The organism is Paraburkholderia sp. ZP32-5 (assembly GCF_021390495.1).
Taxonomy (GTDB): domain Bacteria; phylum Pseudomonadota; class Gammaproteobacteria; order Burkholderiales; family Burkholderiaceae; genus Paraburkholderia.
Genome location: NZ_JAJEJP010000001.1, coordinates 1,290,441 through 1,311,939, shown reverse-complemented (window position 1 = coordinate 1,311,939; position 21,499 = coordinate 1,290,441). Strand labels below are relative to the sequence as shown.

Genomic DNA, 21,499 nt, shown 5'->3' with positions numbered 1-21,499 from the left:
TCTGTGCATAACTTTTCGCAAAGATCGGCAAGCCGTTGATGCCGCGAGAGTTTTTTCAGCAACGCTGGGTCTCGGGCAACGCCGGTCATGCAGCCTTCATAGGCGGCCCTCGTCAGGCCGCCGCGCGCGGCATCGCAAACCCTTCCTCGCCCTGCTCCCCACCCAGCGCATCGATCAGATCGACCAGCATGCGGTCGAGTTCGGCGGTCATCAGCGCGATATCGGAATCGAAACGTTCGTCGTCGTTCTGCGCGGTCGGATCGCTCGCTTCCTTCAGCACGTCGAGCGGCGCGATGCGCTTGATCGTCAGCGACGGCGTCAGCACGAACGACACGCGATCGTTCCACGTCATCGCAAGGCGCATGCATTGCTTGCCCGCTTCGATATGGCGGCGCATGTCGTCGATATCGAGCGTATGACCGACGTAGCGCACCGTCGCGTTGCCTTCGGTCGCCGAGCGCAGTTCCGTGTCCTGATCGAGCGTGAAGCCGGCCGGCGCGTCGCCGTCGAGCAGCCAGCCGGTCATCGCCGCGACCGGCGACTGCTTGACGCGCACCGTCATCAGCGGCAACTGGTCGATCGACTTCACCAGCAGGCCGCGCACGTCGTCGGCCACCGTCTGCGACGCCGCGTCGATCACCAGCCAGCCGTTCTTGCAATCGATCCACACGCGCGTGTCGCGACGGATGCTGAACGCGCGCGGACGCAGTTCGTCGGTGACCTGCTCCTTCAATTCGCGCATCTGTTTGCGGCCCGGCTTGAAGCCTTGCTGCTCCTCGAGTTCGAGCGCGCGCTCGCGCGTCACCTGGGTGACGACCGATGCCGGCAGCAGTTTCTTTTCGGCGCGAAACGTCAGCAGCATCTGGCCATTGAGCGCATACACGAGCGAGTCGCCGTCGCGCGGCGGCGCCCAGCCTTGCGCCTGCATCTCGACGCTATTGCCGGGCGCGAATGCGTACGGCGCGAGCCACTTCTGCATCTGTTCGGGGGTGACGGACCACGGCGCGGGAAGACGGTGCAACTGAAGGTTTTTGAACCACATGAGCGGAGTCGATTCGGGGCAAAGCGCGCCATTTTATCCGACGCAAGCGCCCAGGCGATCGACCGGCAAATCACCTAGACTTTTTGACAGGACAGATCGAGACGGAGGCCGCCATGGCCGATCAAACCGCAGCCTGGCAGACGGTCGACTACGAGGGCTTCGAAATCCACGTATCGCCCGTCGCGAAGAACCCGCCGGATGCGTCTTTTGCAGCTGGCGCGCCGGATGCGCCTGACATCCGCTACACGTATCTGGGCTACGTCTGCCATCCGGGCGCCGATCCGCACATTCCGGGCCATGCGGTGCCGTTTCACGCGGACGGCGAAGAGAGCTTCGCGAGTCAGGACGAAGCGCTGTACGAAGCGGTGCACGTGGGGCGCAGCATCGTCGACGGCACGCATCCGGATCTGACGGTGCTGCCGCTCGTGACCGGCGGAGTTTGATCCGCCCGTGTGATGCAGCAGTGATTCGCCCGCTCAGCCCAACGCGCGCTTGATACGCGACTTCAACAGTGCGCGCCGCAGCCGGCCGCTGGGTTCCGGATCGCTGACCGCGATGCCGCCGTCGATCGCGGTGCCGCGGCGCAGGTAATAGCGGTCGAAGGTCGCCTGCGTCATCCCCCACTTGTTGAGGAACTGGCGGCGTCCGTCGTTCTTCACGACTTTGCCGGTGCTTTTCTGCTGGAAGTGATAGACGAGGCTGTCGCCGACGCCGACGAACACCCGGCAGCCTGCATCCCACAGCTTCATCGAGAAATCGTTGTCGCTGCTCATGCCGGGGCTCAGTTCGCTGCTGTAGCCGCCCAGCTTGAACCACCAATCGCGATGCACCAGCGTGGGCGGCCACGTCGCGCCGCGCCAGTCGGCGCGAGCAAGCTGCGGCGTCGCGGCGACCAGTTCGTCGGCGCGAAACACCTGCGCGTCGCGGCCGAAATCGCGCACCACCACGCACGGATTGCCGGAATCGACCGGTTCGATCATCGTGCCGGACAGCATGAACAGGTTGTCGGCCGGCATCTGCGCGAGGCGCCTGACGAGCGCGTCGTCCCAGCCGGGGCAGCAGTACATGTCGTCGTTCATATAGACGATGTAGTCGCGGTTCGCGCGCGCCGCCGCGATATTGACCGCGTGGCAGATGCCGATGTTGCCGGGCGACGCCGTATGCTCGATGCTCTCGTCGCGCACCCACGCGAGCGTGCCGTCCGAGCCGTCGTTCACGTGCACGATGATCTGGTGCTGATGGGTCGAATGACGCTGCAGGCTTTCGATCACTAGCCGCAGATAAGGCAGGTTGTTCCAGGTCGGGATGATGATTGAGAACATCGATTCGGTCCGTTGGGCTGGGGTGCGAACGCGGCGCCGCGCGCGCCGGTCATGAGTTTCGCGCGATTGTACCGCCCCCGCTCCGCGCGCACGACAGCGGCCCCCGCCGCTGCCGCGGCACGCGAAAGATGCCCCCACAACCTTACCGCGTGCGGCAGCAAGCATTTCGCAAGGGGGCGCATGGTTATAATCCGGATCGCTCTGCCGTCTTGAAAAAACTCAAATGGTCCGGCCCCAGCTATTTCACCACCGGAACGGTAGTGTGCTCATACATCTTCTAGACCTATGATTTTTCCTTCCAGCCTGGTCTGGCTCACAACGGTCCTGCTGTTTGCCGCGCCCGCGGTCAATCTGATGTGGCGCGGCGGCACCGGTTACTGTTTCTTCGCAATCGTTGCGCTGGCGCTCGGCACGGCCGTGGTCAACCGGCGCGTGCCGGGCTATTTTTCCGCGCTGCGTACCTACCGCTGGTTCACCGTCGGCATGCTCGCGCTCATCGTCGCGAGCATCGTGCAGCAGTTGCTGTTCGGCTACTGGCTGCCGCGTCAGTTCGATGCGCTGTCGCGCTTCGTGTTCGCGCTGCCGGTGTTTCTGCTGCTGCGGCAATTGCCGTCGCGCAATCTGCGGGTCATCGGCTGGGGTTGCGCGGCCGGCGCGCTCGCGGTTGCGCTGTGGGCGCTGATCGATCAGCCGCCGGGCGGCTGGACCGACGCGAATCGTCTGAACAATTCGTATACGAACGCGATTCCGTTCGGCGATACCGCGTTGCTGCTCGCGTTCCTGTCGGTGTTCACGCTCGGCTGGGACAACCCACGCGACTGGCGCATCGTCGTGCCGCGTGTGCTCGCGCTGATCGCGGGCGGCTATGCGTCGTTCCTGTCGGGCACGCGCGGCGGCTGGCTCGCGGTGCCGGTGTTCGTCGTACTGCTCGGCATGCAGTACCAGTGGTTCACGCAGAAGAAGCGGCTCGTGGTCGCGACGCTCGCAATCGTGATCGCGGCGGCCGGGCTGCTGTCGACCGAACGCATTCAAAAGCGCCTGGCCGAGGTGCCGAACGACGTGTCCATGATGCATCGGGGCGACGACGACACCTCGACGGGCCTGCGCCTGCAACTGTGGGACGCCTCCCGGCTCATTTTCATGCACCACCCGCTGTACGGCATCGGCAAGGGGCGTCTGGTCGACGAACTCGGCGTGATGGCCAAACGCGGCGAAGTGAAGCCTGAGATCGTCAACGAACGCGCGCATAGTGACTTCTTCTCGACGCTTGCCGAGATGGGGCTGATCGGCGTGATCTGCCTGCTGCTGTTTTATTACGGCACGGCGGTGTATTTCTGGCGGCACCGGTATGCGAGCGATCCGACGATTCGCGCGGCGGCCTATGCGGGCCTCGCGGTCGCGACCAGCACCGTGATTTTCGGCCTGACGATCGACGTGCTCGTACCGATCATGGTCACGGTGCTGCTGGCGCTGCTGGTCGCGACGCTGCTGGCGATGATCGACGTCAGAAAACGCGAGTTGCAGGGGGCGCCGAGGGTGGCGCCGGTCGCGCGGGAGAAGGAGCGCGTAGTCGAGCTGAAGTGATGGGCTGGCTGACTGGCTGGCTGACTGGCTGGCTGGCTGGCTGACTGGCTGGCTGGCTGACTGGCTGACTGGCTGACTGGCTGACTGGCTGACTGGCTGACTGGCTGACTGGCTGACCGGCTGACCGGCTGACCGGCTGACCGGCTGACCGGCTGACCGGCTGACCGGCTGACCGGCTGACCGGCTGACCAGAGCGAGCGTAGCGTTCTTCGGATCGCCTCGCGTAGGTTTCGGGCAAGAATTCGCCGCCTGCGTTGCCAGCCCTTTCCTCAGGCTGCGCGGCGCCTGTGAATCAGGTGTTGCCGCGCGATGCGCCGAATCGACCAAGCCCGTTCACACGCTACCCGTTGCCTTGCGCAACGCGTTGCTTCAACGCGTAAACAATTGATAGAGCGCGGCGACATGCGCGTCGACGCTCGGGTCGTACACCAGACTATCGCGCGGCGCCGCAATCCGCGCGCCGCCGCTCTTCACACGCTCGACCGCCGCTTCGATCGCGCGCTCGAAGCTGCCCGCCGAGTCCCGCGAAAACTCGATCTTCGCCGCGCCGGTCACGGTCTCGGCCGAACCGACGTTGTTCGCGATCACGAGCGGCGTACCGCACATCACCGATTCGACGCCGACGAGACCGAACGGCTCGTACGCCGACGCGACCACCGTGAAGTCGGCGGCCGCGAACAGCTTCTCGATCTCCTTGCTGTAGCCGGCATAGCGGATCGTGTCGCTGGTTTTCGGCACCGGACGGCCGGCCACCACGAGACACACCGGCAGCGTCGTGCGCGAGAAAAACGCCTCCAGCAGCGGATAACCCTTGCGCTCGTGGCTCGTCGACGAAAACAGGAAGATCACGCGGTCTTCCGGCAGATCCAGTTGACGGCGCCCCGCCGCGCGCGCGGCATCGTCGAGTGGCTTGAAGCGTTCGGTATCGACCGGCGGATAAAGCACGTCGATGCGCGCGGCCGGCACGTCATAGAAGCGCTGCAACTCGCGGCTCATCAGTTGCGAATGCGCGACGATCGAACGCGCGCGCGTGTACACGCGCCGCTCGAGTTCGATCTGCCACGTGTCGCTACGGCGCGGCGCACGGCCCGCCGCTTCGAGCGAGCCGGGATGCGTGCCTCCGCACAATGCGACGTCGGCATGCGTCGAGTGATTGATCGAGAACACACACGCGGGACGATGGCGCTGCAGACGCTGTTTCAGACGCCAGTCGAACGCGAGGTTGCGCAGCTTGCGCGGTGCCCAGCGCACGTTGAGCGGCTGCGCGTCGATCCATGCGGCCTCGGGCAGCGCGCGGTCGATCTCGCGCGCGAACAGTGTCGGACGCAGACCGAGCCGATGCAGGCCGGCGATCACATCGCGTGTGTAGCGCTCGGCGCCGCCGCTGTTTTTCAACGCCTGGGCGGTCAGCGCGATGTCGGTGAGGGAGCGGTGGTGCGGATCGGGGGTTGGCTCTCGGGTCGGCTCAGTCAAGGATCGGTCTCGGTGAGGCGCACGCGCGGAGCGAACCGGGCCTGCGGGGTGTCGGGGCAGCGGCAATTGTAAAGGATGGGTTTCGTGGGAGTTACTTCACACGATGATGCGTCACGCGCTGCCTCACGCGCGATGCGGCGGTCCCGCGACGCGGCTGTCAGCGGCTAGAATCTAGCCCAATCGTCCTAGTCCCGACTCCATGACCGACAGCCTGCCGCCCGTCACCGCCGATGCGCACGATGCGCCCAACGGATCTAATGAGCCTGACAGGTCCAACACGCCCGGCGCAGCCGCGAGGTCCATTGCCACGGACGCCGCTCCGGATACGCGCGACGTAGCCGCTCCGCCCGTCGCCTCGGCAGCAGCCACCCAGACTCACACGCCCGGCGATCCCGCAGATCCCACTGAGCCCGTGCGAGCCGCCACACCCGCTGCTCCAGCCGCCGAAACCGACGCCGAACGCCCACTCGTATCGATGCTGGTGATCGCCTACAACCAGGCGCAGCAGATCGGCGACGCGGTGCGCAGCGCACTCGCGCAAACGTACCAGCCGCTCGAAATCATCGTGTCCGACGATGCGTCCAGCGACACCACCTTCGCCGCGATCGAAGCGGCGCTCGCCGGCTACGACGGCCCGCACCGCGTGATCACGCGGCGTAACACGGTCAATCAAGGGATCAGCGCGCACCTGTCGCAACTCGCGCAGATGGCGCGCGGAGAATTGCTGTTCGTCGCCGCCGGCGATGATATGTCGGCGCCGGAGCGCTGCGAGCGCGTGGTCGCTTGCTGGCTCGCGCACGGCCGCCGCCCCGACCTGATCGCGACCGATCTCGCCGACATGGACGAAGCGGGCCAGCTGCACGAGCGCGTGAGCCCGACCGAACTCGATGGCTACCGCGGCTTCGACGACTGGCTCGCCGGCCGTCCGTGGCTGATCGGCGCGGCGCACACGTGGTCGCGACGCCTGATCGAGCGCTTCGGACCGATGCTGCCGGGCGCTGCGGCCGAGGACCAGATCATGGTGCTGCGCGCGATCCTGTCGGGCGGCGCGATCAGCCTGCGCGAGCCGCTGGTGCGCTACCGGCGAGGCGGGCTATCGCGCAAGCGCCGCTACAGGAACGTCGACGAACTGGTCGCGCGGATGCGGCAGAGCAATCGTTATGGACTCGCCGAACTCGCGCAGTTGCAGCGCGACGCGGACATCGCCGGCATCGGCGAACGGATGCGCGCCGCGATGGCGCCGAAGCTCGCGCGCGAGCAGTTCATTCACGCGATGTTCGAGGCTGATGGCACTCGCGAGCGGATCGGATTGTTGATGCGCAGTGCCGGCGTGAAGCCCGGACTGCGGATGCGGATGTTTCTGTACGCGAGCTGCCCGGTGGTCTACGCGCCGGGGATATGGATCAAAAAGGTGGTGCGCGGGAACAGGCGCTGAAGGGAGTAGATCTTGCGGTAGGTGCTGGACGCTTGCGATGCCTACGCTTTACACCGCTTTGCTGCTCGGTCAAGCCTGCCGAAACGCACCGCCGCGCGCAACAAGCAGGCCCAGTAAACACCGCGCGACGAGTCGGCTTTTCGGCTTTTCAACACTGCACGCGGCCCATTCACACCGTTAGGCCGCCGCCTCATCCTCCGCGGCAAGCCCGCTTCGAAAACGATGCTTCGCCGCTCGAACCGCTATCGCGCGCCCCCGCCGGCGCACCCGATCACGCCGCCGTCTGCTGGAACTGGATCCGATGCAGATGCGCGTACAGCCCGTCCTGCGCCAGCAGCTCGCGATGGCTGCCACGCTCGACGATCCGCCCCGCTTCCATCACGAGGATCCGGTCGGCGCGCTCGATCGTCGACAGACGGTGCGCGATCACGAGCGTCGTGCGGCCCTTCATCAGCGTTTCGAGCGCGGCCTGTACGTGGCGCTCGGATTCGGAATCGAGCGCCGACGTCGCTTCGTCGAGAATCAGGATCGGCGCGTCCTTGTAGATCGCGCGCGCGATCGCGAGGCGCTGGCGCTGGCCGCCCGACAGCATCATGCCGTTGTCGCCGACCAGCGTTTCGATACCCTGCGGCATCGCCTGCACGGTGTCCCACAGGTTGGCCGCGCGCAGTGCCGCCTTGACCTTCTCCGCATCCGCTTCCTTGCCGTACGCGACGTTGCTTGCGATCGTGTCGTTGAACAGCACGACGTCCTGGCTCACCATCGCGATCTGGCCGCGCAGCGCGTGCAGGTCGTACTCGGGTAGCGCGACGCCATCGACGAGAATCGCGCCGCCGGTCGGATCGAAAAAGCGCGGCAGCAGATTCACCAGCGTGGTTTTGCCGCTGCCCGACGGCCCCGCGAGCGCGACCATCTCGCCCGGCGCGACCTTGAACGACACCTGATCGAGCGTGTGACGGTCATGCGTGGAGTTGGCGCCGTAGTTGAACGTCACGTCGCGGAACTCGACCTCGCCGCGCGCGCGTTCGAGCGACTTGCCGCCGCCCTCCGGCTCGGCCGGCTCGTCGATCAGACCGAAGATCAGCTCGGCCGCGGTCATGCCGCGTTGCAGCGGCTGGTTCACGTCCATCAGGTGCTTCAGCGGCGAGATGATCAGCAGCATCGACGTGACGAACGCGACGAAGCCGCCGACCGTCGTCTGATCCGACGACGACTGCACCACCGCGATCGTGATCACGACCGCCAGCGCGATCGACGCGAGGAACTGCGTCAACGGCTGCGCGAGGCCGCCGGAGACCGTCATACGCATCGCGTAGCCGCGCAGACGCTTGCTCATCGACGTAAAGCGGTCGATCTCGTACTGCTCGCCGTTATGCACCTTGACGACCTTGTAGCCGCCGACCGTCTCCTCGACGATGTACGACAGCTCGTTGGTCAGCAGCTGATGCTCGCGGTTCAGGCGCCGCAGCCGGCGGTTGATCTTGCCGACCAGCCAGCCGATGCCCGGCAGCAGCACCGCGACGATCAGCGTCAGACGCCAGTTCAGATAGAACAGATAGCCGAGCAGGAAGATGACGGTGAGCGAGTCGCGCACGAGCGTGACCATCACGCTGAGCAGCACGTTGAGAATCTGGTTGACCTCGAAGACGATCGCGTTGATCACGGTGCTCGCGGTTTCGCGCTGGAAGAACGCGACGCTCGTGTGGATCATGCGGTTGAACATCTTCAGACGCAGTTCGAGCAGGATCTTGTTCGATACGTACGCGAGCAGGTAGCCGGATGCGTACTGCGACACGCCGCGGATCAGCGCGAGGCCGATCACCGCGGCCGGCACGAGCCACTTGGTCTTGTCGACCGCATGCGAACCGAAACCCTTGTCGAGCAGAGGCTTGAGCAGCGCGGGAATGGCGGCGTCGGTGCCGGCGCTGACCGCCATCGCGACAATCGCGCCGATCACGACCCACAGCAGCGGCTTGATAAACGGCCACAGGCGGCGCATGACGACGGCCGGCGACGACGCATCGCCTGAACCCATGGGTTTGCTTAACGTTGGCTTCGCGCTCAAGGAATCCTCTGGAAATGCGGAACGGCGAGCACGCGGTGCCCGGTCGGGGCGCCGCGTGAAATCTTAAAAAAGAGCATTGTAATCGCTTGAAGATGCCCGCCGTCGCACGGCGCGAGACGGAATTCGCGGAGGGACTCGCGGCCGCCCCAGGCTGGTGTGGGGACGGATGGGCTGTGTATACTTGCTCGCGCTCGCGGTCCGATGCAGAGCGATGCAGTGCGATCCATCCGTTGGTCCTCCACGAAACTCAGTCCGCCCCAATCCCAGGTATGCAACAAACCACTCTCGGCGTCGCCCTGATCACCCGCAACGCGGCGGCGCGGCTCGCCGAGTGCCTGCAGGCCGTGGCGTTCGCCGACCAGATCGTCGTGATCGACGGCGGCAGCACCGACGGCACCGCCGACATCGCCCGCGCACACGGCGCCCGGGTGATCGAGCAGACCGACTGGCCGGGCTTCGGCCCGCAAAAGAACCGCGCGGTGGAGGCGCTCACGACGGACTGGATCCTGTCGCTCGACGCCGACGAAATCGTCACGCCGGAACTCGCCGCGTCGATTCGCGCCACCATCGCAGCGCCCGCCGCCGACGTGTATGCGGTAGATCGTCTGTCGAGCTTCTGCGGTCACTGGATTCATCACAGCGGCTGGTATCCGGACTGGATTCCACGCCTGTTCAAACGCGGCACCGCGCGTTTCTCCGACGACCTCGTGCACGAGCGCCTGGTATTCGACACGCCCGCGCAGCGTCTGACCGGCAAGCTGATGCACTACTCGTACGAGGACTACGAGAGTGTGCTGCGCAAGCTCGATGCGTATTCGACGGCGGGCGCGCAGCAGCGTTATCTGGCCGGCAAGCGCGGCAGCGTGGGCGTTGCAGTGGGGCGCGGGCTGTGGGCTTTTGTGCGGACCTATCTGCTGCGGCGCGGCTTTCTCGACGGCCGCGCTGGCCTGATGATCGCGCTGTTCAATGCGGAGACGGTGTATTACCGGTTTTTGAAGCTGTCGCGGCTGGAGAAAACGGGCGGACGGTGACCGCCGGTTGGTGCTAGGCGGTAATAAAAAAGCGGCCGTCGAATGACGAGCCGCTTTGCAGGCGCCTGATAGCGCGTGCGTGGCAAGCAGGCGCTCGTCGGCAATTCACGCATTACAAATTCGCAGCGCCGCAGCCTCGCGGAGGCGCCGGCAAGGTTCACCGATGCCCACGCAGCACATCGGGCTTCCTCCGCCATCCTTCAATTCAGTAAACGATCTCGATCGAGCTACCCGCGAATTCGCCGCGCAGCGCGGCCAGCAGTTCGTCGGTCGGCTTTACGCGCCACGCGTCGCCAAGACGCATCTCGCCCTGCGCGTTCTCGCTGCGATAGACGACCTGCACCGCCAGCCCGTTCGGAATGTGCACCGGCTGACGCTGACGGCCGCCGTCGCCGCCGAAGCCGCCGCGCCCGCCGCCATTGCCGCCACCACCGCCGTTGCTGCGAACAGGCGCCGCCGGGGCCGCGACTGGTTCGTCCTTGCCCGCGCCATGCGCTTCGAGCACGCGCCGCAACGCGAGTGCATCGGCATTGCCGTTCATCTGCACTTTCACCGAGTCCGCATAGCGGCAGCGCGCGCGACCGAGGTCCATCACCGTTTCGACGGTGAAGCGGATGCCGCCCGTGAACGCGTCGTTACGCGCCTGACCCTGCACGACCAGCAGTTCGTCTTCCTTGAACAACTGCTTGTGCTCTTCGAACACTTCGTTGAACACCGTCACTTCGCACTGGCCGGTACCGTCGTCGAGCAGTGCAATCAGCATCTTGCCGCGCTGGGTCATCTGCGTGCGCAGCGACACGAGCACGCCGGCGACCAGCTTGTCGCGCCCTTCCTTCAGCTCGCCGATCTTCTGGCGCACGAAGCGGCGCACTTCGTCCTTGTACGCGTCGAACAGATGGCCCGACAGGTAGAAGCCGAGCGCCGCCTTCTCTTCCTGGAGCTTCTTCTTTTCCGGCCATTCCGGCTCGTCGACGAGCGCGTGACCTTGCGACGGCGCGTCGCCCATATCGAACAGGCCGGCCTGCTGCGCATTGGCCGCCGCCTGCTCGGCCGCTTCCATCGCCAGCGACACCGATGCGATCAGTTGCGCGCGATTCGCATGCAATTGATCGAACGCGCCCGCGCGGATCAATGCCTCGACGGTACGGCGATTGACGATGCGCCGATCGACGCGATTGCAGAAATCGAAAATATCGACGAACAGGCTCTCTTCGCGCGCACGCAGGATTTCTTCGATCGCGTTCTGGCCGCTGCCCTTGATCGCGCCCAAACCATAGCGGATCGTGCGCGAGCGCTTGCCGTCGGCCTCCGCGACCGGTTCGAAGCGGTACGCGGACAGATTCACGTCCGGCGGCAGCACCGCCATCTTGTTCGCGAGGCAGTCTTCGAACAGGATCTTGACCTTGTCCGTGTCGTCCATCGCGAGCGACATATTGGCCGCCATGAATTCGGCCGGATGATGCGCCTTCAGCCACGCGGTGTAGTACGCGAGCAGCGCGTACGCGGCCGCGTGCGACTTGTTGAAGCCGTAGCCCGCGAACTTTTCCATCAAGTCGAAGGTTTCGTCCGCCTTCTCGCGCGTGAGGCCGTTTTTCGCCGCGCCTTCCGCGAAGATCTCGCGGTGCTTGGCCATTTCCTCGGGCTTTTTCTTACCCATCGCGCGACGCAGCAGGTCGGCGCCGCCCAGCGAGTAGCCGCCGATGATCTGCGCCATCTGCATCACCTGCTCCTGGTAGACCATGATGCCGTAGGTCTCTTTCAGAACAGGTTCGACACGCGGATCGGGATACTCGACCGTTTCGCGACCGTGCTTACGCGCGCAGAAGCTCGGAATCAGGTCCATCGGACCCGGACGGTACAACGCGACGAGCGCGATGATGTCCTCGAAACGGTCGGGCTGTGCGTCCTTCAGCATGCCTTGCATGCCGCGGCTTTCCAGCTGGAACACGGCAACCGTATTCGCTTTTTTCAGAATCGAGAACGACGCCGGGTCGTCGAGCGGCACCTGGCCGAGCGACCAGTCCTGCTTCGACGGATCGAGACGGCGGATATAGCGCTCGGCCCAATCCAGAATGGTCAGCGTGGTCAGGCCCAGAAAGTCGAACTTCACGAGGCCGACTGCTTCGACATCGTCCTTGTCGTACTGGCTGACGACACCACTCTCGTCGCCCTGCGTGTAGAGCGGGCAGAAATCGGTCAGCTTGCCGGGCGCGATCAAAACACCGCCCGCGTGCATGCCGACGTTCCGCGTCAAGCCTTCAACGCGCTGCGCGAGTTCGAGCAGCTGATGCACTTCGTCTTCGTTGTCGAAGCGCTCCTGCAGCAGCGGCTCTTCCTTCATCGCGTCGGCAATCGTCACGTGCTTGCCCGGCTTGAACGGGATCAGCTTCGCGACGCCGTCGGTGAACATATAGCCGAGATCGAGCACGCGGCCGATGTCGCGCACCGCCGCCTTCGCCGCCATCGTGCCGAACGTCGCGATCTGCGACACCGCGTTCGCGCCGTACTTTTCCTTCACGTACTGAATCACGCGATCGCGGCCGTGCTGGCAGAAGTCGATGTCGAAGTCGGGCATCGACACCCGTTCCGGATTCAGGAAACGTTCGAACAGCAGGTTGTAGCGCAGCGGATCGAGATCGGTCACGCCAAGCGCGTACGCGACCAGCGAACCCGCGCCCGAGCCCCGGCCCGGACCGACCGGCACGCCGTTGTTCTTGGCCCAGTTGATAAAGTCCGCGACGATCAGGAAGTAGCCCGGAAAGCCCATCTTGATGATCGTGCCGCACTCGAATTCAAGCCGCTGATAATAGGTCTCGCGCTGCGCGGTGCGCTCGGCCTCGTCCGGATACAGTTGTTCGAGCCGCTTTTCGAGACCTTCTTTCGACAGTTGCACCAGGTAGTCGTCGAGCGACATGCCGTCGGGCGTCGGAAAGAGCGGCAGTTTCGGCTTGCCGAGTTCGAGCGTCAGATTGCAGCGCTTCGCGATCTGCACGGTGTTGGCGAGTGCCGACGGGATGTCCGCGAACAGCTCGGCCATCTCCTGCTGCGTATGGAAATGCTGCTCGGGCGTGAAACGCTTCTGCCGGCGCGGATTCGCGAGTATGTCGCCTTCCGAAATACACACGCGCGCTTCGTGCGCGGTGAAGTCGTCCTGCGTCATGAACTGCATCGGATGCGTTGCGACCACCGGCAGCTTCAGCGCCGCGGCCAGCGCGACCGCCTGCTGCACGTACTGCTCGCCACCTGGCACGCCGCAGCGCTGCAGCTCGATATAGAAGCCGCCCGGAAAGACCTTCGCCCAATGCTGCGCGTTGCGCTTCGCCGCTTCCTCGTTGCCGGCCGCGAGCGCGAGACCGATGTCGCCGTGCTGCGCGCCCGATAGTGCGAGCAGCCCTTCGCCCAGCCCGGATTCGAGCCAGCCGGCTTCGATTTCCGCGCGGCCGCGATACTGATTCGTCAGCGACGCCTTGCTGAGCAGTTCGCAGAGATTCAGATAGCCGCCCCGATCCTTGACCAGCAGCAGCAGACGGGAAGGCTTGTCGCGGTCGTCCGGATTGGTGATCCAGACGTCGCAGCCGGCAATGGGTTTGACCCCTTTGCCACGCGCTTCCTGATAGAAACGGACGAGGCCGAACGCGTTGCCGAGGTCGGTGAGCGCGAGCGCACCCTGACCGTCTTTAGCCGCCGCCTTGACGATGTCGTCGAGACGCACGATGCCGTCGGCAATCGAGAATTCGGAGTGAACGCGGAGATGAACGAAGCGGGGATCTGACATGGGCGACATTGTAACTCCACCCTTCCGGCGTGTTCATGCCAAAAAGGGCGCGTTGGCCATCCGGCCAGGACGGGGTTGGACGGAGCGGCAAGCTGACGCGGATTTGCGCTAGCACAACCCATCAGCCATCCGGCCAGGTCGGGGAAACCGCCGGGTTGAGGGATAATAGCGGTTTCGCCTGATTCGACGTGGCACGCGCTCGCGCAACCCCGCGCGCATTTCGGTGCGGTCCCACGCGCCACCGCGCTGGCGCGGCACGGCCGCGCGCAGGCCGCCAGCCGCCCCGCCGGCCATCTTTACCGCTGAACACACATGAGTATCGTCAATCTCGCCGCGTATCATTTCGCGACCATCGAAGACACCGCCGCCTGGCGCCCGCACGTCACCGAGCGCTGCAATGCGCTCGACCTGCGCGGCACGGTGCTGCTCGCGCCGGAAGGCATCAACCTGTTCGTCGCCGGCACGCGCGCGAACACCGACGCGTTCATCGACTACATCCGCCACGATGCCCTTTTCGAAGGCAAGTTCGCGAATCTGCAATTCAAGGAAAGCCTGTCGGACAAGCAGCCGTTCACTCGGATGCTGGTCAAGCTCAAGCGCGAAATCATCACGATGAAAAAGCCGGCGATCCGCCCGGAACTCGGCCGCGCGCCGTTCGTCGACGCACCCACGCTGAAAGCCTGGCTCGATCGCGGTCACGACGACGAAGGCCGTCCGGTCGTGATGCTCGATACGCGCAATGCGTTCGAAGTCGACGTCGGCACGTTCGACAACGCGCTCGACTATCGCATCGCGAAATTCAGCGAGTTTCCCGAGGTGATCGAGAACAACCGCGCGGATCTCGAAGGCAAGACGGTCGTGTCGTTCTGTACGGGCGGCATCCGCTGCGAGAAGGCGGCGATCCATATGAAGGAGGTCGGCATCGAGAACGTGTACCAACTCGAAGGCGGCATCCTCAAATATTTCGAGGAAGTGGGCGGCGCGCACTACCACGGCGACTGCTTCGTGTTCGACTATCGCACCGCGCTGAACCCGCAACTGGAACCGACCGCGACCGCGCAATGCTTCGGCTGCCGCGCGGTGGTCACGCCCGAGCAGCAATTGTCGCCGCTGTACGTCGCGGGCAAAACGTGTCCGGCATGCCATCCGGACAGCACGAGCGCGGCCGCCGCGTGACCTATCGCGGACGCTTCGCGCCATCGCCGAGCGGCCCGCTGCATTTCGGCTCACTGGTCAGCGCGCTCGCCAGTTGGCTCGACGCGCGTGCGCATCGTGGCGCGTGGCTGGTGCGCATCGAAGATATCGACGGACCGCGCACCGTGCCCGGCGCCGCCGAGGACATCCTCGCGACTCTCGAACGCTTCGGCATGCATGCCGACGAGCCGCCGGTCTGGCAAAGCCAGCGCACCGCGCGCTATCAGCAGGCACTCGATCAGTTGCAATCGGCCCGCCTGGTCTATCCATGTGGCTGCACGCGCAAGGAAATCGCCGACTCGCTGCTGCACGCGCACGCGCGCAACACCACGCTCGCCTACCCCGGCACCTGCCGCGCGGGCCTGCACGGCAAGCCGGCGCGCGCCTGGCGTCTGCGCGTGCCCGATGGCGATGCCGCCGTGATCACCTTCGACGACCGCTGGCAGGGCCGGCAAACGCAGAATCTCGCGACCGAAGTCGGCGATTTCGTGCTGCGTCGCGCGGACGATCAGTGGGCATATCAACTGGCGGTGGTCGTGGATGATGCGGACGCGGACATCACGCACATCGTGCGTGGCGCGGATCTGATGGATTCGACGGCGCGGCAGATCTATCTGCAGCATTGTCTGGGCGTCGCGACGCCCCGCTATCTGCATGTGCCGGTCGTCACGAACGAACACGGCGAAAAACTGAGCAAGCAGAACGGCGCAACCGCGCTCGATAGCGACAAGCCGCTCGAAGCGCTATTCGCGGCAGCACGGCATCTGGGATTGGAGCTAGGGAGCGAGACGGCTACGTCGCTTGAGCAGTTTTATGGCTCGGCGACCGCAGCCTGGGCGAAACGAATGAAGGTGCGCGCCTAGGCGCAATGCGCACGCGGGGTTCAACGGGTGTGAAACCGCGCGGCCCCTTGGCGGTCGTTCAAGGCTTTGCGCCTTGAACCTTGGTGTGGGCTTAATTAACCACGAGCCCTAAAACCCGCCTCACGACGACGACGGCGTTTTCCTCGGCATCCCGAACCCGCCGAGCAGCGCGGCCAGTTGCCGCTTCGGCGTCGCCTTCTGCGGCGCGCCATTGGACGCCGCCGATTCCTCGACCTTGCGCACCGAAGCCGGCGACGGCTCGTATGGCTTCAGGAAGAAGTCGTCGACCGGTTGCGCGCGATGATGCGGGCGGTCATACGAACCGGACGCGCCACCGGTGCGCCGGCGGCTGCGGTCTTCACGTGCCTCGCTGCGTTCGCGGCGCAGCGGACGATCCTCGTGATGATGCCGCACCGGCGCATCGACGGCCAGGCGCTGCAATTCCAGCGGACGCTTGATGAGCTTCTCGATATCGGCCAGTTGCTTGCGCTCATTCGGGCTGCACAGCGACAGCGCGTCACCCGACGCGCCCGCGCGGCCCGTACGGCCGATCCGGTGCACGTAGTCTTCAGCGTTGAACGGCAGATCGAAGTTGATCACCGCGGGCAGCTCGGCGATATCGAGACCGCGCGCGGCGACGTCGGTGGCGACCAGCGCTTCGACTTCACCGCGTTTGAAGGCGTCGAGTGCCTGCATGCGCTCGCTCTGCGAGCGGTCGCCGTGAATCGCGGTCGCGACCACGCCGTCACGCTCCAGACTGCGCGCGAGCCGGCTCGCACCGATCTTGCTGTTGCAGAACACGATCACCTGCTTGAGACTGCGCTCGCGGATCAGTTGCACGACCGCGCCGGTCTTGTCGCCTTCGGCGACCTCATAGACGATCTGCGTGACATTGGTCGCGGTAGAGTTGCTGCGCGCGACTTCGATGGTCTGCGGGTCGCGCAGATAGGTGGCGGCAAGCTTCTTGATTTCGCCCGAGAACGTCGCGGAAAAGAGCAGCGTCTGGCGCTCCTTCGGCAGCAGATTCAGGATGCGCTGCAGGTCCGGCAAAAAGCCCATGTCGAGCATGCGGTCGGCTTCGTCGAGCACCAGCATCTGTACCTGGCCGAGATTCGCGGTTTTCTGCTGCACGTGGTCGAGCAGACGGCCCGGCGTCGCGATCAGGATTTCGACGCCGCGGCGCAGTTGATCGGACTGCGGATTCATATCGACGCCGCCGAACACGACCGCGCTGCGCAGCGCCGTGTGCTTGCTGTACGCGTGCACGTTCGCGGCAACCTGGTCGGCGAGTTCACGGGTCGGCGTCAGAATCAGCGCGCGCACCGGGTGGCGCGCCGGCGATGCGCTCGTGTTGGCCTGCGGCAACAGACGCTGGATGATCGGCAGCGAAAAGCTCGCAGTCTTACCGGTGCCGGTTTGCGCCGCGCCCATCACGTCACGGCCCGCCAGCACGACGGGAATCGCCTTCGCCTGGATCGGCGTCGGCGTGGTGTAGCCCGATTCCTTGACGGCTTTCAGGATGTCGGGCGCGAGACCGAATTGATCGAAGGTCTCGGTGCTGGAAGTGACGGCTGTGTCGGACATGGTGGCTTTCGCTAAAAATGCGCCTGGCGCGATGCGCGCGGCAGCGGTGGGGACCGCGGAGGGCATCAGGATGACGGCGGAGCCACGGCGTTCCGCACTGGGACCTGTCAGAGTCCGGACGATGCGGCCGGCTCCGGCTGGCGGAAACACCCGCCGAAAGGCCGGTATTGTAGCACCTCGGCAAAATCGCTCGTGGCGGGTGGGCTGTGGCTCGCGGCCCGGCGCTTACGGCGGTGAGCCGCCCGGCGGGGCCGACGGCGGTGAATCCGCGGGTTTCGCGCCGCTCGCCCGCTGCGGCACTTGAGGCCATTTCGTCCGCTAGGTCCGTTCTGTCCCTTCTGTGGCTTTCGCCGCCGCGGTTACGACGGTCCGCTCCGCACGCGAGCGTAGTACGGGCGGACGACAGTGGCATGACAGCCGTGCTTCGGCACTTCGGCACTTCGGCACTTCGGCACTTCGGCACTTCGGCACTTCGGCGCTTCGGCACGGCGCTTCGGCGGCTCGGCGGCTCGGCGGCTCGGCGGCTCGGCGGCTCGGCGGCTCGGCGGCAGGTCAGCCAATCACGCGCCATCCCCACCGCCAACCACATCCGCCGTGCTTCAACTCACCCCACTCACCACGTCTCGCGCATCACCATCAGCCGCATCTCGGTCATATCTTCGATTGCGTAGCGGATACCCTCGCGCCCGAGCCCCGAATCCTTGACGCCGCCATACGGCATGTTGTCGACGCGAAACGACGGCACGTCGTTGATCACGACGCCGCCCACTTCCAGTTCGTCCCACGCGCGGTGCGCATGCGCGAGCGAATCGGTGAACACGCCGGCCTGCAAGCCGAAGTCGCTATCGTTGACCTGCGCGAGCGCCGCGTCGAAATCGTCGAAACGTTCGAGTATCGCGACCGGCCCGAACGCTTCCTTGCGGTACAGATCGGTGTCGCGCTTCACGCCTTCGAGCAGCGTCGCTTCGAACATCGCGCCGTCGACCTTGCCGCCCGCGATGATCTTCGCGCCCGCCTGCACCGCGCCCTCCATCCAGCCGGCGAGCCGCTTCGACTCCGACTCGGAGATCATCGGCCCAACGAAGGTCTTTTCGTTCTTCGGATCGCCCATCACCAGCGACTTCGTCTTCGCGATCAGCTTCTCGCGCAGCGCGTCGTAGATGCTCGCGTGCGCGAGAATCCGCTGCACGCCGATACAGCTCTGCCCCGATTGATAGAACGCGCCGAACGCGAGCCGGTCGACCACGTAGTCGAGCTTGCCGCCCTGATCGCCGTCGACGATCGCGGCCGCGTTGCCGCCCAGTTCCAGAATCACCTTCTTCTTGCCGGCCTTGCTCTTCAGCTCCCAGCCGACCGCGGGCGAACCGGTGAACGACAGCAGCTTGAAGCGTTCGTCGGTCGTGAACAGATCGGCGCCGTCGCGATGCGCGGGCAGGATCGAGAACGCGCCCTTCGGCAGATCGGTTTCCGCGAGAATCTCGCCCATGATCAGCGCGCCGACCGGCGTGCGGCTCGCCGGCTTCAGCACGAACGGCACGCCCGCGGCGATCGCCGGCGCGACCTTGTGCGCGGTCAGGTTCAGCGGGAAATTGAACGGCGAGATAAACGAGCACGGCCCGATCGGCACACGCTTCACATAGCCGTGATAGCCGTTCGCGCGCGGCGAAATCTGCAGATTGATGATCTCGCCGTCGATACGCACGCTTTCCTCGGCGGCCACCTTGAACGTGTCGATCAGGCGCGTGACCTCGCCCTTCGAGTCGTTGATCGGCTTGCCCGCCTCGATGCACAGCGCGAGCGCGAGTTCATCGTAGCGCTCGCGAAAACGCTTCACGCAGTGTTCGAGCACCGCCTGGCGCTTGAACGGCGGGTACGCGCGCATCGCGGGCATCGCGTCGACCGCGTGGCCGATCGCTTTATCGATGGCGGCAGCATCGGCCATCGCGACGCGGGTCGCGACTTCACCGCTGAATTTATCGGTGACTTCGAGATCGGTGTTGGCGGCCACCGGCTGGTTGGCGAGGTAGTACGGGTAGGTCTTTTGCAACATGACGCGTTCTCCTTGAAATTCGATGCTCGACGCGGCCGCATGCGCTCAGGATGCGGCCCGCGCCGGATAAAGCTGAATCACGGCATGGCGAGCAACGGCCATGCCGCTCCGTTCAAATCCGTTTCAAACTTGTCGCGCCGCACGCACAACGGTGCTCGCGGCGGCGTTCACGGCAATACTCACAAGCGCGCGGACAGCCGTTTGATCTCGCGATTGAGCACGCGCTCGTTGTCCGAATAGTCGATCGGCAGGTCGATCACATGGACGCCCGGCGTCGCATAGCATTCGCGCAGCAGCGGCGCGAACTCATCGGCGGATTCGATCCGGTGCCCCTTCGCGCCGTAGCTCTCGGCGTACGCGACAAAATCCGGATTCGCGAGCGTCATCCCGTAGTCGGGGAAGTTCATGTTTTCCTGCTTCCAGCGAATCATCCCGAACGCGTCGTCGCGCAGGATCAGGATCACCAGATCGAGCTTCAGACGCACCGCCGTCTCGAGCTCCTGCGAATTCATCATGAAGCCGCCGTCGCCGCACACCGCGATCACCTTGCGCTCCGGATGCACGATCTTGCTCGCGATCGCCGACGGCAAGCCCGCGCCCATCGACGCCAGCGCGTTGTCGAGCAGCAGCGAATTCGGCTCATGCGCGCGGTAGTAGCGCGCGAACCAGATCTTGTACATGCCGTTGTCCAGACAGACGATGCCGTCGACCGGCGTAGTCTCGTACACGTCGTTGACGATCCGCACCGGGTACATCGGGAAGCGGTCGTCATGCTGGCCCTTCACCAGATGCGCCTCGAAGTGTTCCTTGATCTCCTTGAAGCGCGTGAAGTCCCAATGTTCCTGGCGCTTTTTCAGGCTTTCTTTCAGTTGCCACACCGCGTTGGCGATATCGCCGACCACCTCGATCTGCGGGAAATACACCGGATCGACTTCGGCACCGAGAAAGTTCACGTGAATCACGGTCTTCTCGCCGGCGTCGCCGCTGCGCATGAAGAACGGCGGCTTCTCGATCACGTCGTGGCCGACATTGATGATGCAGTCGGCGTGCTCGATCGCGCGATGTACGAAGTCGCCGTCGGACAGCGTCGCGTTGCCGAGCCACATCGGATGCGATTCGTCGATCACGCCCTTGCCCATCTGCGTCGTGAAAAACGGAATGCCGATCTGGTCGACGAATTCGCGCAGCATCTTGGTCGTGGTCTTGCGGTTGCCGCCCGCGCCGATCATCAGCAGCGGATGCTTGGCAGAGGTGATCGCCTCGACCGCGCGCGCGACCGCCTTTTCCTCGGCGACCGGACGGCGGCTATAGCTCTTCGGAATCGGCTTGCCGTCGCCTTCCTCGTGCGCGACGTCCTCGGGCAGCTCCAGATGGGTCGCGCCGGGGCGCTCTTCCTCGGCGCGCCGCACCGCCTCGCGCACCGCCGCCGGGATGTTGCCGATCGCCACGATCTGCCGCGTGTACTTGGTGAGCGGCTCCATCATCCGCACCACGTCGACGATCTGGAAATGGCCCTGCTTGCTCGACTTGATCGGCTTCTGGCCGGTGACCATCAGCATCGGCATGCCGCCCAGCTGCGCGTAGGCCGCGGCGGTCACGAAGTTGGTCGCGCCGGGGCCGAGCGTGGCAAGACACACGCCCGTGCGGCCAGTGAGCCGCCCGTAGGTGGCGGCCATGAAGCCGGCCGCCTGCTCGTGGCGCGTGAGGATCAGACGGATTTTGGAGCGGCGCAGCGACTCGAGCAGATCGAGATTTTCTTCACCGGGGATGCCGAACACGTACTCGACACCGTCGGCTTCCAGTGATTTGACGAACAGGTCCGATGCTTTCATTGAGGGGCTCGCTTGATGACACGGGGACAGGTAGCGGACTCGAGCCGATGAGCGCAATTCATCGGTTGTATCCGCTGCTTTACCATCAGAGTCCTGTAACGGACGATCGAAGACGACAACGGCAGCCGCGCGCGCACTCCATCACACCAGACGCGCAGCCTCGCGGACAGCATGGCGAATGCCATGCCGGACAGCTTACTACTCGAACGGAAACGATGCGCGCGAGAAGCCCCGCCGCGCGGCGCGTGC

Annotated in this window: 14 protein-coding genes; 6 read left to right on the top strand and 8 right to left on the bottom strand. The window is 65.1% G+C overall.

Going from position 1 to position 21,499, the window contains the following annotated elements:
• Window positions 1-112: 112 nt before the first annotated feature.
• Window positions 113-1,042, bottom strand: coding sequence for a recombination-associated protein RdgC (locus tag L0U82_RS05540; protein WP_233829041.1), 930 nt, complete (start codon window positions 1,040-1,042; stop codon window positions 113-115).
• Window positions 1,043-1,155: 113 nt separating this feature from the next.
• Here L0U82_RS05540 and L0U82_RS05535 point away from each other — a divergent pair, with 113 nt between their 5' ends.
• Window positions 1,156-1,485, top strand: a complete 330-nt coding sequence (locus L0U82_RS05535; RefSeq protein WP_233829039.1) for a hypothetical protein — start codon at window positions 1,156-1,158, stop codon at window positions 1,483-1,485.
• Window positions 1,486-1,518: 33 nt separating this feature from the next.
• Here L0U82_RS05535 and L0U82_RS05530 read toward each other — a convergent pair whose 3' ends face one another.
• The gene (locus L0U82_RS05530; RefSeq protein ID WP_233829037.1) at window positions 1,519-2,364 is read right to left on the bottom strand and encodes a glycosyltransferase family 2 protein; all 846 of its coding nucleotides are present in this window, start codon (window positions 2,362-2,364) and stop codon (window positions 1,519-1,521) included.
• Window positions 2,365-2,649: 285 nt separating this feature from the next.
• On the opposite strand from L0U82_RS05530, the gene L0U82_RS05525 reads away from it, so the two are divergent.
• Window positions 2,650-3,948 carry an O-antigen ligase family protein gene (locus tag L0U82_RS05525; RefSeq protein WP_233829035.1) on the top strand — a complete coding sequence of 433 codons (1,299 nt, stop codon included), beginning with the start codon at window positions 2,650-2,652 and terminating at the stop codon, window positions 3,946-3,948.
• Between the two features lie 369 nt (window positions 3,949-4,317).
• Here the strand turns inward: L0U82_RS05525 and L0U82_RS05520 are convergent, their stop codons facing one another.
• Window positions 4,318-5,421, bottom strand: a complete 1,104-nt coding sequence (locus L0U82_RS05520) for a glycosyltransferase family 4 protein (RefSeq protein WP_233829033.1) — start codon at window positions 5,419-5,421, stop codon at window positions 4,318-4,320.
• Window positions 5,422-5,896: 475 nt separating this feature from the next.
• Between L0U82_RS05520 and L0U82_RS05515 the strand changes: the two genes are divergently transcribed.
• The gene (locus L0U82_RS05515; RefSeq protein WP_233833140.1) at window positions 5,897-6,856 is read left to right on the top strand and encodes a glycosyltransferase family 2 protein; all 960 of its coding nucleotides are present in this window, start codon (window positions 5,897-5,899) and stop codon (window positions 6,854-6,856) included.
• A 271-nt stretch (window positions 6,857-7,127) separates the two neighbouring features.
• On the opposite strand, the gene msbA is transcribed toward L0U82_RS05515, so the two are convergent.
• On the bottom strand, window positions 7,128-8,921 hold the full coding sequence (msbA, locus tag L0U82_RS05510; RefSeq protein WP_233829032.1) for a lipid A export permease/ATP-binding protein MsbA: 1,794 nt from the start codon (window positions 8,919-8,921) through the stop codon (window positions 7,128-7,130).
• A 269-nt stretch (window positions 8,922-9,190) separates the two neighbouring features.
• Here msbA and L0U82_RS05505 point away from each other — a divergent pair, with 269 nt between their 5' ends.
• Window positions 9,191-9,952: a glycosyltransferase family 2 protein gene (locus L0U82_RS05505; RefSeq protein ID WP_233829022.1), complete on the top strand. Its 762-nt coding sequence runs from the start codon at window positions 9,191-9,193 to the stop codon at window positions 9,950-9,952.
• A 205-nt stretch (window positions 9,953-10,157) separates the two neighbouring features.
• Here the strand turns inward: L0U82_RS05505 and dnaE are convergent, their stop codons facing one another.
• Window positions 10,158-13,736, bottom strand: coding sequence for a DNA polymerase III subunit alpha (gene dnaE, locus L0U82_RS05500; protein ID WP_233829020.1), 3,579 nt, complete (start codon window positions 13,734-13,736; stop codon window positions 10,158-10,160).
• Between the two features lie 303 nt (window positions 13,737-14,039).
• On the opposite strand from dnaE, the gene L0U82_RS05495 reads away from it, so the two are divergent.
• Together L0U82_RS05495 and gluQRS are read left to right on the top strand one after the other, a co-directional pair.
• Window positions 14,040-14,903: a sulfurtransferase gene (locus L0U82_RS05495; RefSeq protein WP_233829019.1), complete on the top strand. Its 864-nt coding sequence runs from the start codon at window positions 14,040-14,042 to the stop codon at window positions 14,901-14,903.
• Window positions 14,900-15,784, top strand: a complete 885-nt coding sequence (gene gluQRS / locus L0U82_RS05490) for a tRNA glutamyl-Q(34) synthetase GluQRS (protein ID WP_233833138.1) — start codon at window positions 14,900-14,902, stop codon at window positions 15,782-15,784. Before L0U82_RS05495 ends, gluQRS begins: the two co-directional genes overlap by 4 nt.
• A 120-nt stretch (window positions 15,785-15,904) precedes the next feature.
• On the opposite strand, the gene L0U82_RS05485 is transcribed toward gluQRS, so the two are convergent.
• The 3 genes from L0U82_RS05485 to L0U82_RS05475 all read right to left on the bottom strand — a co-directional run bounded on the left by L0U82_RS05485 (window position 15,905) and on the right by L0U82_RS05475 (window position 21,250).
• Window positions 15,905-17,368, bottom strand: coding sequence for a DEAD/DEAH box helicase (locus L0U82_RS05485; protein ID WP_233829018.1), 1,464 nt, complete (start codon window positions 17,366-17,368; stop codon window positions 15,905-15,907).
• A gap of 613 nt (window positions 17,369-17,981) precedes the next feature.
• Window positions 17,982-19,418, bottom strand: coding sequence for an aldehyde dehydrogenase family protein (locus tag L0U82_RS05480; RefSeq protein ID WP_233829017.1), 1,437 nt, complete (start codon window positions 19,416-19,418; stop codon window positions 17,982-17,984).
• A gap of 179 nt (window positions 19,419-19,597) precedes the next feature.
• Entirely contained in the window at window positions 19,598-21,250 is a 1,653-nt protein-coding gene (locus L0U82_RS05475) for an acetolactate synthase large subunit (RefSeq protein ID WP_233829016.1), read from the bottom strand.
• Window positions 21,251-21,499 lie beyond the last annotated feature (249 nt).

Excerpts from the sequence above, each read along its gene's own strand:
- L0U82_RS05540 (WP_233829041.1), bottom strand. The coding sequence starts at position 1,042 with ATGTGGTTCAAAAACCTTCAGTTGCACCGTCTTCCCGCGCCGTGGTCC.
- L0U82_RS05535 (WP_233829039.1), top strand. The coding sequence starts at position 1,156 with ATGGCCGATCAAACCGCAGCCTGGCAGACGGTCGACTACGAGGGCTTC.
- L0U82_RS05530 (WP_233829037.1), bottom strand. The coding sequence starts at position 2,364 with ATGTTCTCAATCATCATCCCGACCTGGAACAACCTGCCTTATCTGCGG.
- L0U82_RS05525 (WP_233829035.1), top strand. The coding sequence starts at position 2,650 with ATGATTTTTCCTTCCAGCCTGGTCTGGCTCACAACGGTCCTGCTGTTT.
- L0U82_RS05515 (WP_233833140.1), top strand. The coding sequence starts at position 5,897 with ATGCTGGTGATCGCCTACAACCAGGCGCAGCAGATCGGCGACGCGGTG.
- L0U82_RS05505 (WP_233829022.1), top strand. The coding sequence starts at position 9,191 with ATGCAACAAACCACTCTCGGCGTCGCCCTGATCACCCGCAACGCGGCG.
- dnaE (WP_233829020.1), bottom strand. The coding sequence starts at position 13,736 with ATGTCGCCCATGTCAGATCCCCGCTTCGTTCATCTCCGCGTTCACTCC.
- L0U82_RS05495 (WP_233829019.1), top strand. The coding sequence starts at position 14,040 with ATGAGTATCGTCAATCTCGCCGCGTATCATTTCGCGACCATCGAAGAC.
- L0U82_RS05485 (WP_233829018.1), bottom strand. The coding sequence starts at position 17,368 with ATGTCCGACACAGCCGTCACTTCCAGCACCGAGACCTTCGATCAATTC.
- L0U82_RS05480 (WP_233829017.1), bottom strand. The coding sequence starts at position 19,418 with ATGTTGCAAAAGACCTACCCGTACTACCTCGCCAACCAGCCGGTGGCC.
- L0U82_RS05475 (WP_233829016.1), bottom strand. The coding sequence starts at position 21,250 with ATGAAAGCATCGGACCTGTTCGTCAAATCACTGGAAGCCGACGGTGTC.